17 protein-coding genes are annotated in these 14753 nt (G+C 73.3%); 3 read left to right on the top strand and 14 right to left on the bottom strand.

The window, feature by feature from the left end; translation table 11 throughout:
* Positions 1–2 precede the first annotated feature (2 nt).
* The 6 genes from OG994_RS07875 to OG994_RS07850 all read right to left on the bottom strand — a co-directional run bounded on the left by OG994_RS07875 (position 3) and on the right by OG994_RS07850 (position 4846).
* Positions 3–938: a diacylglycerol kinase family protein gene (locus OG994_RS07875; protein ID WP_328852671.1), complete on the bottom strand. Its 936-nt coding sequence runs from the start codon at positions 936–938 to the stop codon at positions 3–5.
* Positions 939–1035: 97 nt separating this feature from the next.
* Positions 1036–1989, bottom strand: coding sequence for a twin-arginine translocase subunit TatC (gene tatC, locus OG994_RS07870; protein ID WP_120327021.1), 954 nt, complete (start codon positions 1987–1989; stop codon positions 1036–1038).
* Between the two features lie 18 nt (positions 1990–2007).
* The gene (gene tatA, locus OG994_RS07865) at positions 2008–2304 is read right to left on the bottom strand and encodes a Sec-independent protein translocase subunit TatA (RefSeq protein WP_120327020.1); all 297 of its coding nucleotides are present in this window, start codon (positions 2302–2304) and stop codon (positions 2008–2010) included.
* A gap of 250 nt (positions 2305–2554) precedes the next feature.
* Positions 2555–2803: a hypothetical protein gene (locus tag OG994_RS07860; RefSeq protein ID WP_120327019.1), complete on the bottom strand. Its 249-nt coding sequence runs from the start codon at positions 2801–2803 to the stop codon at positions 2555–2557.
* Positions 2804–2813: 10 nt separating this feature from the next.
* Entirely contained in the window at positions 2814–3851 is a 1038-nt protein-coding gene (locus tag OG994_RS07855; protein ID WP_120327018.1) for a helix-turn-helix transcriptional regulator, read from the bottom strand.
* Positions 3848–4846 (bottom strand): helix-turn-helix transcriptional regulator, encoded by a 999-nt coding sequence (locus tag OG994_RS07850; protein ID WP_328852670.1) that lies wholly within the window; start codon positions 4844–4846, stop codon positions 3848–3850. Before OG994_RS07850 ends, OG994_RS07855 begins: the two co-directional genes overlap by 4 nt.
* Positions 4847–5004: 158 nt before the next feature.
* Between OG994_RS07850 and OG994_RS07845 the strand changes: the two genes are divergently transcribed.
* Positions 5005–5997, top strand: coding sequence for a cation diffusion facilitator family transporter (locus tag OG994_RS07845; RefSeq protein WP_120327016.1), 993 nt, complete (start codon positions 5005–5007; stop codon positions 5995–5997).
* 152 nt (positions 5998–6149) lie between these two features.
* A complete protein-coding gene (locus tag OG994_RS07840; RefSeq protein WP_328852669.1) occupies positions 6150–7235 on the top strand; it encodes a DUF3866 family protein in 1086 nt (361 codons plus the stop codon).
* Between the two features lies 1 nt (position 7236).
* On the opposite strand, the gene OG994_RS07835 is transcribed toward OG994_RS07840, so the two are convergent.
* From OG994_RS07835 to OG994_RS07810, 6 genes are all read right to left on the bottom strand, one after another.
* Positions 7237–8382: an oxalate decarboxylase family bicupin gene (locus tag OG994_RS07835; RefSeq protein WP_328852668.1), complete on the bottom strand. Its 1146-nt coding sequence runs from the start codon at positions 8380–8382 to the stop codon at positions 7237–7239.
* 307 nt (positions 8383–8689) lie between these two features.
* Positions 8690–8884: a hypothetical protein gene (locus tag OG994_RS07830; protein ID WP_120327013.1), complete on the bottom strand. Its 195-nt coding sequence runs from the start codon at positions 8882–8884 to the stop codon at positions 8690–8692.
* Between the two features lie 68 nt (positions 8885–8952).
* Positions 8953–10311 carry a Pup--protein ligase gene (gene pafA, locus OG994_RS07825; protein WP_120327012.1) on the bottom strand — a complete coding sequence of 453 codons (1359 nt, stop codon included), beginning with the start codon at positions 10309–10311 and terminating at the stop codon, positions 8953–8955.
* A gap of 282 nt (positions 10312–10593) precedes the next feature.
* Positions 10594–11424: a proteasome subunit alpha gene (prcA, locus tag OG994_RS07820; RefSeq protein WP_120327011.1), complete on the bottom strand. Its 831-nt coding sequence runs from the start codon at positions 11422–11424 to the stop codon at positions 10594–10596.
* Positions 11425–11478: 54 nt separating this feature from the next.
* Positions 11479–12318, bottom strand: a complete 840-nt coding sequence (gene prcB, locus OG994_RS07815) for a proteasome subunit beta (protein ID WP_192902055.1) — start codon at positions 12316–12318, stop codon at positions 11479–11481.
* On the bottom strand, positions 12237–12527 hold the full coding sequence (locus tag OG994_RS07810) for an endonuclease VII domain-containing protein (RefSeq protein ID WP_328853688.1): 291 nt from the start codon (positions 12525–12527) through the stop codon (positions 12237–12239). Before OG994_RS07810 ends, prcB begins: the two co-directional genes overlap by 82 nt.
* On the opposite strand from OG994_RS07810, the gene OG994_RS07805 reads away from it, so the two are divergent.
* Positions 12432–12734: a hypothetical protein gene (locus OG994_RS07805; protein ID WP_328853850.1), complete on the top strand. Its 303-nt coding sequence runs from the start codon at positions 12432–12434 to the stop codon at positions 12732–12734. The two genes, OG994_RS07810 and OG994_RS07805, sit on opposite strands and share 96 nt — an antisense overlap.
* On the opposite strand, the gene OG994_RS07800 is transcribed toward OG994_RS07805, so the two are convergent.
* Both OG994_RS07800 and dop read right to left on the bottom strand, forming a co-directional pair.
* Complete coding sequence (locus OG994_RS07800; RefSeq protein WP_120327008.1) at positions 12728–12943, bottom strand: ubiquitin-like protein Pup; 216 nt, start codon at positions 12941–12943, stop codon at positions 12728–12730. The two genes, OG994_RS07805 and OG994_RS07800, sit on opposite strands and share 7 nt — an antisense overlap.
* Before the next feature lie 108 nt (positions 12944–13051).
* Positions 13052–14569, bottom strand: a complete 1518-nt coding sequence (dop, locus tag OG994_RS07795; protein ID WP_120327007.1) for a depupylase/deamidase Dop — start codon at positions 14567–14569, stop codon at positions 13052–13054.
* Positions 14570–14753 lie beyond the last annotated feature (184 nt).

The raw sequence follows: 14753 nt of genomic DNA, 5'->3' as shown, positions 1-14753 counted from the left end.
GGTCAGCGCAGCAGCCGCAGGGCGCCGGGCACGGCCGTGACGGTCACGGGCAGGTCCAGCGCCCGCTCCCCGTCGGCGTACGTGGTGATGCCCTCGGCGGCCAGCTCGACGGTGCGGACCCGGTAGCTGGTCACCAGCGGGTGCCGCACGTGGGTGCCCTGGTAGATGCTCGGCTTCACCCGGATCAGGGTGCGCCGGTCGAACCGGCCGCCGACCACCACGTCGAGCAGGCCGTCCGCCGGCTCCGCGTCGGGGCAGATCCGCATCCCGCCGCCGTAGCTGGGGCAGTTGCCCACGGCCACCAGCACGGCGTCCAGTTCGTGCGCCTCGCCGTCGAGGCGCAGCTTGTAGCGGCGGGGGCGCAGCCGCGCCAGCTCGACGAGGATCGCCAGGTCGTACCGGCGGGGCCCGCGCGGCCAGCGCATCCGGTTGGCCCGCTCGTTGACGATGGCGTCGAAGCCCGCCGCGAGCACCGCCCCGTACCAGCGTGGCGGACCGGTCGGGCCGGTGAGGCGGGCGAGGTCCACGGGGCTGGTGCGACCGGCGCGCAGCGCCCCGGCGATCACCTCGGCGGCCGCGAGGGGATCCGGCGGGTATCCGGTTTCGGTGGCGAAGTCGTTGCCGGTGCCCGCCGGCACCGGCGCGAACGGGATCGACGTGCCGGCCACCGCCTGCACCGCGCGGTGCACGGTGCCGTCCCCGCCGACCGCCACGAGGGCGGCCACGCCGCCGGCGACCGCCGCGTGGCAGACCGCCTCGGCCTGCTCGGCGCTGCGCGCCTCCAGTAGCCGCACCTCCCGGCCCGCGCCGGCCAGCCGGGACAGCAGCGGCGCGAGCAGGCCGCGGTGGCGGCCCCGGCCGGCGCTCGGGTTGGCCAGCACGGCGACGGGCCCGTCGGGGTCGACGGTGGGGTGATCGTCCGCGGTCACGGCGAGCAACCTACCGGTACGGCGGAGGCCGCCCCATCCGGGCGGCCTCCGCTGTTCGCACGTGTCGCGCCGGCGTGTCCGCCGGTGCCGGTGTGGTGACCCAGGGTCAGGTCATGTCGTCGTAACGGCGCTCGATCGGCGCGGGAGCCGCGACCGGCTCCGGTGGCTCGATCGGGCCGGACGCGTCGACCCGCTGCCCGGCCTCGACCGGTTCGGCGTCGAGGTCCAGCGGCGACACCTCGTCGTCGGCGATCCCCGCGTACATCTCCTTGCCCCGCCCGCGCCGCCTGTCGTTGAGGAACGCGACGCCCACCGCCGCGAAGTAGAGCGCGCAGAGGCAGACGGCGAGGGCGGTCATCCCGAACGGGTCCGGCGTCGGCGTGACGACCGCGGAGAACGCGAAGAACACGAACACCGCGATCCGCCACCACCCCAGCAGTCGCTTCCCGCTGGCCAGCCCCACGAAGTTGAGCATGAGCACGATCAGCGGGAACTCGAACGCCACCCCGAACAGCAGGATCAGGTTCGTGACGAAGGAGATGTAGCGGGTGATGTCCAGTGTCGTGGTGACGTCCCCGCCGCCGGAGACGTTGAGCAGGAACTCCAGGCCCTTGGAGGTGACGAAGAAGGCCAGCACCGCGCCCGCCGCGAACAGCGGCGCCGCCAGCCCGGTGAAGATGTACGCGTAGCGCCGCTCGTGCCGGTGCAGACCGGGCGCGATGAACGCCCACAGTTGGTAGAGCCAGATCGGTGCCGCGATGATCAGGCCGACCCAGAGCGCCACCTTGAGCTGGAGGAGGAACAGGTCGGCCGGGCCGAGCTGGACGAAGTTGCAGTCGCCGTTGGCCAGCCGCGCCTTCGGCAGGTCGCAGTACGGCATCTGCAGCACGTGCAGCACCCGACCGGCCACCGCGACCCCGACACCGAAGCCGACCAGGATTCCCAGCGAGGCGCGGAACAGGCGGGTGCGCAACTCCCGGATGTGCTCGATGAGCGTCATCGAGCCGTCGGCGGCCCGCTGGAAGTTGCTGGGGCCGCGCTTGCGCAGCGCGAAGGCCACGGGTCTCGGGCCCCTCGATCAGTTGTCGCGGACGCGCTGCACCGGGTCGGCGACCGGCTGCTGCGGCGGGGCCTGGTACGGCGCGGCCTGCGGGTGCTGCTGCGCGGCGTTCGGCGGCAGCGGCTGGTAGCCCGCCTGGGCGTCGGCCTTCTCGGCCAGGTCGCGGTCGTCGTCGTGCAGGCTCTTGGTCTCGGCCTTGATGATCCGCAGCGAGCGGCCCAGCGAGCGGGCCGCGTCGGGGAGCCGCTTCGCGCCGAAGAGGAGGATCAGCACGACCACGAGTACGGCGATGTGCCACGGCTTGAGGGCACCCATGGGAAGCTCCAGTCGCTCTGTGAGACAGCAAGGGGTGTGTCGGAGCCCATCGTACGTGCGTATCGGCTCGATGCCACCCACCGGGGCGACGGTGGTTCGTCCCGGCCGGTGAAGTCTTGACCAACCCGGGATGTCCCGTCAACAGGCAGTCACCGATCGTTTCCGCGCGAAACGGGGCAGAACTGCGCCGCCACGCGAAGATCATCGGGTCGGGGCGTCACCCCCGAGTGGACCGTGCGACCGGTCCCGGTCACCCGCCTCGCTTCGCCTTGATCAGCTCGATGCGCCGCTGGGCGGTGGCCAGCTGGTCCTGGAGCGCCTCGGCCCGCTCCTGCAGCGCCGTGGCCGCACCGGCCAGCTCCTGCGCCTCCGCCTGCCGGCGCTGCAACGCCACCGCCGCGCGGCGCAGGCCGGGCAGCCGGCTCAGCACGCCCCGGACGGCCACGGCCAGCACGACGAGGGTGGCGAGCACCACCGCGAGCACGATCCACCACAGCACGGCGGTCAGCCTACCGGGGGCCGGCGGCGACCGCCGGGTCGGCGGCCGCGGGTTCCGGGTCGCGCCGGGCCGTGGGCGCCGGTCGGGCGTACGCGTCCAGCGCGGCGGTCGCCGCCGCCCGGACCTGCTCGGCCAGCTCGGCGGGGGCGACCACGGCCACGTCCGGGCCCAGCCCGAGCACGAAGCGGCGCGCCCAGGCCAGGTCGGTGACCCGCAGGGAGACCAGCCACTCGTCGCCGTCACCGGCCTCCACCCGCTCGCACGGGTAGTACTCGGTGATCCAGCGCTCGCCGCGGCCGATCCGCAGCGTGATGAGCGGCAGGTCGGGCGAGGGACGGAACACCCCCTCGCTGAGGTCGTGGGGGCGGGCCTGCGGCGGCACGACGGCCGGCTCGTCCAGCTCGGTGACCGCGTCGATCCGGTCGGCCCGGAACAGCCGGACCGCCTCGGCCCGGCGGCACCACGCCTCCACGTACGCCCGGCCGCCGACCATCAGCATCCGCAGCGGGTCGATGGTGCGTTCGGTCGTCTCGTCGCGCGCCGCCGTGTAGTACGTGATCCGCAGCGCCCGGCCGCCCTCCACGGCCGCCCGCAGCTCCTCCACCCGCCGGGTGTCCGCCGGCAGCCGCACCTCCACCGGCGCGCCCACCAGGTCGGCCGCGTTCTCAATCTTGGCGAGGGCGCGTTCCACGGCCTCCCGGTTGGTGACCCCCGGCGTCTCGGCGAGCATCCGCAGCGCCACCACGAGCGCGAGCGCCTCGTCCGGCGTGAGCCGCAGCGGCCGGTCGATGCCGGCGTCGTACGTGATCGTCACCCGGTCGCCGTCGAACGCCATGTCGATGAGGTCACCGGGGCCGTAGCCGGGCAGCCCGCACACCCAGAGCAGCTCCAGGTCCTCGCGCAGCTGCCGCTCGGTCACGCCCAGGTCCCGCGCGGCCTCGGCGAGTTCGATGCCGGGCCGGGCCAGCAGGTAGGGCACGAGGTTGAGCAGCCGGGCCAGCCGGTCGGCGGAGGTGCGGGAGCCGCCGCGGGCGGCGGGGCGCGTCATCGGGGGCCTCCCGCGGCCGCCAGGTCGTCGTGCCGCGCGGCGAACTCCTTGAGCCGCTGGATGACCGCCTCGCGCACCTCCGGCGGGTCGAGCACCCGCACGTCCGGCCCGTAGCCGACCAGGTGCGCGGCGAGCGAGTCCGGGTCCGCGTACGGCAGCACCAGCCGGTCTCCGTCGGGCCCGGCGGCGACCTCCACCGCCCAGCGGCGCAGCCCGGCGGCCCGGCCCGGCGCGGCCAGCACGGTGGCCCGCCCCGTCCGCTCCACCGGCCCCGACCAGCGGGCGACGTGGCTGATGAGGTCGACCCCCGCCGGCGGCTCGTAGCCGCCCGGCTCGCCGGTGACCCGTACCGGGCCCACCACCCGGGAGAGCCGGAAGCAGCGGGTCGCCTCCCGGTCCAGGTCGTGCCCCACCACGTACCACCGGCCGCGCCAGCACACGACGCCCCACGGCTGGAGACGGCGGTGCGTCGGGGCGTCCCGGTCGGGCACCCGGTAGTCGAAGGCCACCTCCCGGCGGTCGCGGGCGGCGGCGGTCAGCGGCGCGAACGCCGGGTCGACGGTCACCATCGGCTCGAGACCGAGCGTGGCCTGCGGGTCGACGTCCACCCCGGCGGCACGCAGCTTCGCGAGCCCCGACGAGGCCGCGGCGGCCAGCCCGGCGTGCTGCCACAACCGCGCGGCGATGCCCACGGCGGCGGCCTCGTCCGGTTCGAGGGGGATGTCGGGCAGCGCGTACTCCCGGCGGGCGATCCGGTAGCCGGGCTCGCTGTCGAAGACGCTGGTCGTGCCGGTCTCCAGCGGGACGCCCAGCTCGCGCAGCTCGGCCTTGTCCCGCTCGAACTTGCGCTGGAACGCCTCGTGGTCACGCGCGTCGTTCGGATCGTGCTCGTAGCCGGGCACGGTCGCGGCGATCTGCGCGGCGGTCAGGAAGCGCCGCGTGGAGAGCAGGCAGATCACCAGGTTGACCAGGCGTTCGGTACGGGTACGGGACACGCATAGACGCTAGCAGCCGCCGCGGCGGAACCGTGCACCCGCACGGTCGGCGTGTGGTGGACGCGAAGGCCGTCGCCACGGCGGCCGATCTCCAACCGGGTGCGGGTGGTCCCCCGCTCGCCGCGCGGACCGCCCGCCGCTGGCCATAGGGTGGCCCCATGGCCCAGCCGGAGGTCAAGAGCGAGAGCGTCGGCACCGTCGTCGTCGCGGGCGCCGCCAACCTCGCCATCGCCGGGGCGAAGCTGGTCGCGGGCCTGATCTCCGGGTCGGCCGCCATGCTGTCCGAGGCCGCGCACTCGGTGGCCGACACCACCACCGAGGTGCTGCTGTTCATGGCCCTGCGCCGCGGGGCCCGCCCGGCCGACGCCCGGCACCCGTTCGGCTACGGCAAGGAGAGCTACGTCTGGGCGTTCTTCGCCGCCCTGTTCACCTTCGTGGCGGGCGCCGGCTTCGCGATCACGCACGGCGTCACCACGATCCTCGTGCACGAGCACAGCGGGAACTTCCTCGTCTCGTACGTGGTGCTCGCCGTCTCGTTCGCCATCGAGTCGGTCTCGCTGACCCGGGCCGTACGCCAGGTGCGCCGCGAGTCCCGGCGCTGGCGGACCACACCGCGCCGCTACCTGCGGCTCACGGCCGACACCACCCTCAAGGCGGTGTTCCTGGAGGACAGCGCCGCCCTCATCGGCCTGCTCCTGGCCGGGGCCGGCGTCGGCCTGTCCGAACTCACCGGGGACGAACTGTGGGACGGCATCGCGTCCGTCCTCATCGGTCTGCTGCTCCTGACCGTCGCCGCCACCCTCGCCTACAGCAACCTGTCGCTGCTGGTCGGTCGCGCCGTCCCGGAACGGCTGCGGCGCGAGATCGAACACGCCCTGGCCGGCCTGCCGGAGGTGCAGCGGATCGACACCCTGCTCACCATGCAGCTCGGCCCGATGGACATGCTGGTCGCCGCCAAGGTCGACTTCCGGGACGAGGCCACCGGCGCGGCCATCGAGGCCACCGCCGACGAGGCGGAGCGGCGGCTGCGGGAACGCTACCCGGAGATCCGCTACCTGTTCCTCGACCCGACCGGGTCGCTTCCCGGCCGCGGCGAGCGCGGACCGGAGCCGCCGCTGCAGGACGGCCCGATGGATCCCGGGCTGCGCTGACTGTGAGCATGGCGGGGTTCCGGGCCGCGCCGACCGCGGGCCGGCGACCCGCCCGAGCCGCGCCGACCGCGGGCCGGCGACCTCCGGGGCTGCGCCGACCGCGGGCGACCCCGCGCCCGGCCCCGGCGGGCCGCGCCGCTAGCGTGCCCGTCATGGTGCGATGGCGGTCCGGGACGGTGTCGGCGCTGCGGCGGCGGTGGGCCGGCGCGGTGGAACTGGACGTGGCCCTGCCCGACGGCACGATCATGCGGGCGCTCGCCTACCCGCACCTCGTCGGCGAGCCGCAGCCGGGCGACCGGGTGCTGCTCAACGCCGGCGCGCTGCTCATGGGCCTTGGCACCGGCGGGTACGCCCTCGTGGTGGCCCTGCCCGACCGGCTGCCGCCGGACCCGCCGCAGGCCGCCGACACCCGCGACGCGGGGCACCTCGTGAAGGCCCGCTACACCCCGCTGCAACCGATCCTGCTCGGGGTCGACGAGGAGGCCTCGCCCCACCGGGCCGTGCTGGAGGCCGCCGAGGACCTCGCCGGCCTGCCGGTGGTCACCGCCGACCTGCACTCGGCCCTGCCGGCGATCCTCGCCGGCGTCCGGGCCGACGCGCCGCACGCCCGCGTGGCGTACGTGCTCACCGACGGCGGCGCCCTGCCTGCCTGGTTCTCCCGCACCCTCGCCGGGCTGCGTGACGAGCTGGCGGGCACCGTCAGCGTGGGACAGGCGTTCGGCGGCGACCTGGAGGCGGGCACCCTGCACAGCGGGCTGCTCGCCGCCCGCCACGTGCTCCACGCCGACGTGGCCGTCGTCGCCCAGGGCCCGGGGAACCTGGGCACCGGCACCCGCTGGGGCTTCTCCGGGGTCGCCGTCGGCGAGGCCGTCAACGCCGTGGCCACGCTCGGCGGCCGCCCCGTCGGCTCGCTGCGCATCTCCGCCGCCGACCCCCGCCCCCGGCACCGCGGCGTCTCCCACCACAGCCTCACCGCGTACGGCCGGGTGGCCCTCGCCCCCGCCGACCTGGTGGTGCCCGACGACCTCGACCCGGCGCTCGCCGCCGAGGTGGACGCGGCGCTGGCGCCGCTGGCCGCGCGCCACCGGATCGTGCGGGTACGCACCGACGGGCTCGACGCCGCGCTGCGGGCCAGCACCGTGCCGCTGTCCACCATGGGGCGCGGCCTCGACGCCGACCACGCGTACTTCCTCGCCGCCGCGGCCGCCGGCCGCCACGCGGCCGCGCTGCTCGCCTGACTCAGCCCACGACCGACCGCTTCACCTTCGGCAACGCCTCGACCATCTCCCGGGGCAGGTTGAGCGTGTCCGCCACCACCTGCGCCGGCGTGAGCGCCATCCACTGGGCCAGCGAGATGTCCTCGAAGCGCGGCTTGCGGAACATCTCCAGGAACACCAGCGGCTCGGAACCGAGGTTCTCGATGTAGTGGCCGTACGCGAACGGCACGTACCCCACGTCGCCGGCCCGGAAGTCGAACGTCCGCGCCAGCCCGCTGCTCGCGAAGACCCCCATCCGGCCCTGCCCCGAGATGTAGTACTGCCACTCGTCGTCCGTCGGATGCCAGTGCAGTTCCCGCAGACCCCCGGGGTCGATCTCCACGAGCGCCGCGCAGATCGTCGTCGACGCGGCGAAGTTCGACACGTCCGCGACCCGGACCCGGCCGCCGGGGAAACGCTGCGGCTCCTGCGCCAGCATCCGGTGGCTGAACGTCCGCGGCACGTCCCCGGTCGGGCTGATCACCCGGTCCTGCTCCAGCGGCGGCGGCACCTGCCCCGCGAAGATGTACTTCTCCCGCTCCGGCAGGCGCTCCAACTGCTCCGGCGTCCAACCGAAGTTCTTCGCCAGCACCTCGCGGGGCGTGTGCGCGAAGAAGTCGCTGATGAGGAACGTGCCGTTCTCCGAGAACGCCCCGTCGTCGAACACCAGCAGGAACTCCACTCCCTCGTCGAGGGCCTGGATGTGGTGCGGCACCCCCTGCGGGAAGAACCACAGGTCCCCCGCTCGCACGTCGTCCAGGAACGTGCGCCCCTCCTGGTCGACGGCGCTGATCCGGCAGCTGCCCCGCAGCACGTACGCCCACTCGGACTGCTTGTGCCAGTGCAGCTCCCGGTACGCGCCCGGCTCCAGCGCCATGTCGACACCGGCCAGCTCGGTGGCGATCGGCAGCTCCCGCTGGGTGACCTCACGGGTCCACCCGCCCCGCTCGATGCGGGTGTGCGCGTCGGAGAACGAGAACCGCAGGTTCGGTAGCGTGCCCGCGTCCGTCGGCGGCGGGGTCAACAGATCCGGGTTCTGCCGGTCCCGCAGCACGTCCCGTGGCCCCGTGTCGAGCCAACCCCTGCCGTCCCACTGCGGCTGGGGCACCGTCGTCGTCTCATCGGCCATGCGTCGCCTCCCGCGTCGTGGCGTCCCGGTGGCCGCCGGCGCGGGGTCGTACGTGGCGCTGACCGCGCGGCGGCGACGCCGGCCGGTTACCCGCCGGGGCGACCCGCCCGGGCCAACCCCTGGCCCACCCGGGTCACGCCCCACCCCTCCCCCTCCCTCCCCGCCGCTCCCCGCCCCTCTCCGCGATCTTGCACTTTCGGCCCCGGCATTTGGGGCGAAGGCCGCGAAACAGGGGCCGAAAGTGCAAGATCGCCGGGGAGACGGGGGCGGGGCGCGCGGGGCGGGGGGGCGGGGCGCGCGGGGGCGGTCAGACTAGGAAGATCAGGGCGAGCCAGCCGCCCACGATCAGCACCAACGCGAGCGCCAGCACCCAGGTCGGCACCGTGTACTCGCCGCGCCGGTTGCGCTCGATCTCGGCACGGATCTTCTCCCGGCGGCGCTCGACCCAGTTCAGGCGCTGCTTGCCGCCCTCGGGAGGCTCGGGACTCGAGGATGTCGTCATGGCCCGGCCAGCCTACCGGGCCGGTCGGCTCGACGGCGCGCGCCACCGCCGAGCCGACCGCCCACGGGTCACATGCTGGCGATCAGCCGCTCGACCCGCTCGTCGTACGCCCGGAACGGGTCCTTGCACAGCACGGTCCGCTGCGCCTGGTCGTTGAGCTTCAGGTGCACCCAGTCGACGGTGAAGTCCCGCCGCTTCTCCTGGGCGTGCCGGATGAACTCGCCCCGCAGCCGCGCACGGGTCGTCTGCGGCGGCGTCTCCTTCGCCTCGAAGATCTCCGGGTCGGTGGCCACGCGGTCCACCTCGCCGCGCCGCTCCAGCAACGCGTACAGGCCGCGGCCCCGGCGCAGGTCGTGGTACGCCAGGTCCATCTGCGCCACCCGCGGATGCGACAGCGGCAGGTCGTGCTTGCGCTGGTACCGCTCGATGAGCCGCAGCTTCGTCACCCAGTCGATCTCCCGGGCCACCGGCTCCAGGTCACCCGTCTCCACGGCTCGCAGCACCCGGCCCCACAGCTCGACCACCCGCTTGGCCGTCTGGTCGCCGCCCCGCCGCTCCACGAACTCGGTCGCCTTGGCCAGGTACTCCTGCTGGATCTCCAGCGCGCTGATCTCCTTGCCGGACGCGAGCCGCACCTTGCGCCGGCCGGTGATGTCGTGCGACACCTCGCGGATCGCCCGGATCGGGTTCTCCAGCGACAGGTCCCGCATCACCACCCCCGACTCGATCATCCGCAGCACGATGTCGGCCGTGCCGACCTTGAGCAGCGTCGTGACCTCGTTCATGTTGGAGTCACCGACGATCACGTGCAGCCGGCGGTACCGCTCGGCGTCCGCGTGCGGCTCGTCGCGGGTGTTGATGATCGGCCGGCTCCGGGTGGTCGCCGAGGAGACGCCCTCCCAGATGTGCTCGGCCCGCTGGGACAGGCAGTACACCGCCCCGCGCGGCGTCTGCAGCACCTTGCCCGCCCCGCAGATCAACTGCCGGGTGACCAGGAACGGGATCAGCACGTCCGCCAACCGGCCGAACTCCCCGTGCCGCGACACCAGGTAGTTCTCGTGGCAGCCGTACGAGTTCCCGGCCGAGTCGGTGTTGTTCTTGAACAGGTAGATCTCACCCGCGATGCCCTCGTCGTGCAGCCGCTTCTCGGCGTCGACGAGCAGCCCTTCGAGGATCCGCTCGCCGGCCCGGTCGTGGGCCACCAGGTCGACCACCGAGTCGCACTCGGGCGTGGCGTACTCGGGGTGGGACCCGACGTCCAGGTAGAGCCGGGCACCGTTGCGCAGGAACACGTTGCTGGACCGGCCCCAGGACACCACACGGCGGAAGAGGTAGCGGGCGACCTCGTCGGGAGAGAGCCGCCGCTGCCCGCGGTAGGTACAGGTGACGCCGTACTCGGTCTCGAGGCCGAAGATTCGCCGCTCCATGGTGTGACATTAGCCGCCCGGAAGCCCGATTGGGCAGCGCTCATGTCCGCGGACCCACGACGGCGCGGCCCGACCGTGCCCGCCGGCCCGGCGCCGCCGCCCCGCCGGGCACGTCGCCACCCGTGAAGATCCTGGTCACCGGCGGTCGACCCGGCGTACGCGGCCGTCGCAGTTGGACGAGACGATCACCGACACCCGCCGACACAGAAAACCGGACCGCCCGGCGGGAGGAGAAACTCCCCGCTCAGGCGGCCCGGCTCGCTCGCCCGCCGGCCGGATCCGTCAGGAACCGGCCTCGTCGGAGTCGCGGCGCTCCAGGTCGGCCGAGGCGGCCGACGTGGTCGGCTTGTGCGCCTCCTCCGTCGGCACGGTCGGCGTCTGCGGACCGCCGGCCGGCTCCTCCCCCGTACCCGCGCCGCCGTCCAGCAGCGACGTCAACGCCGCCCCGGTGATCCGCCGGAACGTCCGCCCGATCCGGCGCCGGTCGAGGACCGCCACCTCCAGCTGGTTCGCCGCTATCGTGCGGGCCGCGCCGCCCTCGCCGCCGACGCTGCCCAGCGCCCGCACGGCCACCTGCACCGCCTCACCGAGCGACATGTCCGGCCGGTGCTCCGACTTGAGCACCCCGGTGATCGCCTCGGCCTGCCCACCCATCGCCATCCGGCCCGGCTCGTCGTTGACCGAGCCGTCGTAGGTCAGCCGGTAGAGCTCGTCGTCGTCGGGCGTGGCACCCACCTCCGCCACGCAGATCTCCACCTCGAACGGCTTCGACTGCTCGGTGAAGATGGCGCCCAGGGTCTGCGCGAACGCGTTCGCGAGGGCCCGCCCCGTGACGTCCCGCCGGTCGTACGACAGGCCGTTCAGGTCGGCCATCCGCACGCCGGCGCGGCGCAGGTTCTCGAACTCGTTGTACCGGCCGACGGCGGCGAACCCGATCCGGTCGTAGATCTCACTGACCTTGTGCAGGGCGCTGGAGAGGTTCTCGGCGACGAAGAGCACCCCGCCCTCGTAGCTCAGGACCACGGCGCTGCGCCCCCGGGCGATGCCCTTGCGGGCCAGCTCGGAACGGTCGCGCATGATCTGCTCGGGCGAGGCGTAGAACTGCATGGCCACGGCGGCTGGTTCTCCTTAGCGCTGTGCGGACGACTGCTGACGGTGCGGACGGGCTCAGCCGCCCGGGTTCTCCATCCGGGCGGAGACCACGGCCTCCGCGATCGCCGCCGTCTCGGCGTCGGTGAGCCGGTGGGTGCCCTCCGCGGTCGCGGTCATCACCACCGGGTAGATGCGACGGGTCAGGTCGGGACCGCCGGTCGCCGTGTCGTCGTCGGCGGCGTCGTAGAGCGCCTCCACGGCCAGCCGGACCGCGTCGTCGATCGACAGCCCGGGCCGGAACCGCTTCTTGAGCGCCGACTTCGCGAAGAGCGAACCGGAGCCGATGGCGTCGTAGCCGGTCTCCTCGTACGGGCCGCCCGTCACGTCGAAGCTGAAGATGCGCCCGGCCCTCGCCGGGTCCGTCGCGGCCAGGTCGAAGCCCGCGAACAGCGGGATCACCGCGAGGCCCTGCATCGCGGCGCCGAGGTTGCCGCGGATCATCGAGGCGAGCCGGTTGGCCTTGCCGTCGAGCGAGAGCATCGCGCCCTCGATCTTCTCGTAGTGCTCCAGCTCCACCTGGAACAGTCGCATCAGCTCGATGCCGATGCCGGCGGTGCCCGCGATGCCGACCAGCGAGTACGCGTCGGCCGGGTGCACCTTCTCGATGTCCCGCTGCGCGATCAGGTTGCCCATCGTGGCCCGGCGGTCGCCCGCCATGACCACGCCGCCCTCGGCGGAGATCGCCACGATCGTGGTGGCGTGGGGGGCCATGTCGGCCGCCATGCCCGGAGGCAGGGGCCGTCGGCCGGGCAGCATCTCGGGTGCCACCTTGCTCAGGAACGAGGTGAAGGAGGACGTCCCCGCGTTGGTGAACACATCTGGTAGACGCCCGGATGGATCAAAACCCGCTGCCACGTGGTTCCTCTCAGATACGTGATCGCCCTGGCCAGCCGTTCGGGACTGTCACGGAACCGGCCAGGACCACCGTTGCAGTTGAAGCAGAGTATCCCGCGCACCCATCCGGTGCGATGATCGTGGTCCAGATGTTCCGGATCGGGGACGCCGCAGACCGCGCACACGCCGCCCTGCGCGGCGAGGAGCTCGTCGAACTCCTTCCGCCCGATGCCGTACGGCCGCCGCAGGTGGTACTCGCGATCGCCGCCGTAGCGCCGCTGCCTGGTCTCGCTCGTCCGTCGGTCGTGGCAGGGCGCGTGCTGCTCGCACAGAACTCGCCGCGCCGCTTCCATTCCCCACAGTCGCGGCAACGGCGGCGGGCCGCCTTGATCATCCGGTCACAGCGGCATGTCCGCTTTGACCCGTATAATCACTGACCTCCCTTTTGCACGTATCCCCTCACGAACTCCTCTGCGTTCTCTTCGAGGACCGAGTCGATCTCGTCGAGCAGGTCGTCGACGTCCTCGGTGATCTCGGCGTGCCGCTCGGCGACCTCCGGGTTCGCCTCGGTGGTGACGTCCTCGATCTCCTCGCTCTGGCGGGACTTGCCCGTCTGCGACTGACCGCCGCTGTCACGAGTGGCCATCTGTGCCTCCTCCAACGATCTCTTCCGAGAAACTTACCTCGCGGGGGCGACGAAAGGCCCGCCGCGCGCCGTTGTGGTCGCGCGACGGGCACGTGGGTGCGGGACGGGTCAGCCGCCGGTGAGCGTCTCCAGCAGATCCTTCGCGCTGGCGCACCGGTCGAAGAGCGCCCCGACGTGCTTGCGGGTGCCCCGCTCGGGCTCCATCATCGGCACCCGCACGAGCGACTCGCGTCCCACGTCGAAGATGACCGAGTCCCAACTCGCCGCGACGACCTCGGACGCGTACTGGGCGAGGCACCGGCCGCGGAAGTACGCCCGGGTGTCCTCGGGCGGCTCCGTCATCGCCGTGCGGGTCTCCTCGTCGCTGAGCAACGTCTTCATGGCGCCGCGCGACACCAGCCGGTGGTAGAGGCCCTTCTCGGGGCGTACGTCGGCGTACTGCAGGTCGACGAGTTGGAGCTTGTGCGAGCCCCAGCCGAGCTTCTCCCGCTCCCGGTAGCCCTCGAGCAGCCGCAGCTTCGCCACCCAGTCCAACTCGTCGGCGCAGAGCATCACGTCGCGGCCGAGGCGGTCCAGCACGCTCTCCCACCGGTCGAGCACGTCCACGGTCTGCTCGTCGGCGTCGCTGCCGTAGCGCTCGTCCACGAAGGACCGCACCCGCTCGTAGTACGCCCACTGCACGTCGAGGGCGGTGAGCCGGCGCCCGTCGCGCATCCGCATGAGATGGGTCAGGGAGGGGTCGTGGCTGACCGCGCGCAGCTCGTTGACCGGGTCGGCGATGCCGAGGTCGGGCCCGAGCGCCTTCTCCTCGATCATGGTGAGGATGAGCGCGGTGGTCCCCACCTTCAGGTAGGTGGAGATCTCCGACAGGTTCGCGTCGCCGATGATGACGTGCAGGCGCCGGTACTTGTCCGCGTCGGCGTGCGGCTCGTCGCGGGTGTTGATGATCGGACGCTTGAGGGTCGTCTCGAGGCCGACCTCGACCTCGAAGAAGTCGGCCCGCTGGGAGATCTGGAAGCCGTTCTGGCCGCCGTCCTGGCCGATGCCGACCCGGCCGGCGCCGCAGACGATCTGCCGGGTGACGAAGAACGGCGTCAGGTACGCCACGATGTCGGCGAACGGGGTCTGCCGCCGCATGAGGTAGTTCTCGTGGGCGCCGTAGCTGGCGCCCTTGTTGTCGGTGTTGTTCTTGTAGAGGTGGATCGGCTGGGTGCCGGGGATGGTGGCGGCCCGGCGGGACGCCTCGGCCATCACCCGTTCGCCGGCCTTGTCCCAGCGCACCAGGTCCAGCGGGTTGGTCACCTCGGGCGTCGAGTACTCGGGGTGCGCGTGGTCGACGTAGAGGCGGGCGCCGTTGGTGAGTATGACGTTGGCGAGCCCCAGGTCCTCGTCGGCCAGCGCCTCGGCCGGGTCGTACGCGGCGCCGGAGTAGGTGAAGCCGCGGGCGTCGCGCAGCGGCGACTCCTCCTCGTAGTCCCATCGGGCCCGGCCGCCGCGGTTGAGTTCCGGGCGGGCCCCGTAGGCGTTCACCACCTGGGAGGAGGTGACCATCGGGTTGGCACCGGCCTGACCGGGCACGGAGATGCCGTACTCGACCTCGGTGCCCATGATCCGTCGTACGCTCATCGACCTGCTCGCTCCGCTCGCCCGTCCGGTCCCCCGTCCCGTCGAGCGTAGTCGTCCGTGCGGCGGGCGGGGGCGTGGCGGGGGCCGCGCCGTCCGCACGGGGTGTGGAGGGTCCGCCGCGCGGGCGCGGCGGTCGCCGCCGCCGGCCGGGCGACGTGGGCGCGCGGTCCGCGGCGGGTGGTGG

The sequence above is a fragment of the Micromonospora globbae genome, from assembly GCF_036184225.1.
Classification (GTDB): Bacteria; Actinomycetota; Actinomycetes; order Mycobacteriales; family Micromonosporaceae; genus Micromonospora; species Micromonospora globbae.
The sequence above is the reverse complement of the archived record's forward strand: the minus strand, read 5'-3'. Positions and strand labels throughout refer to the sequence as shown.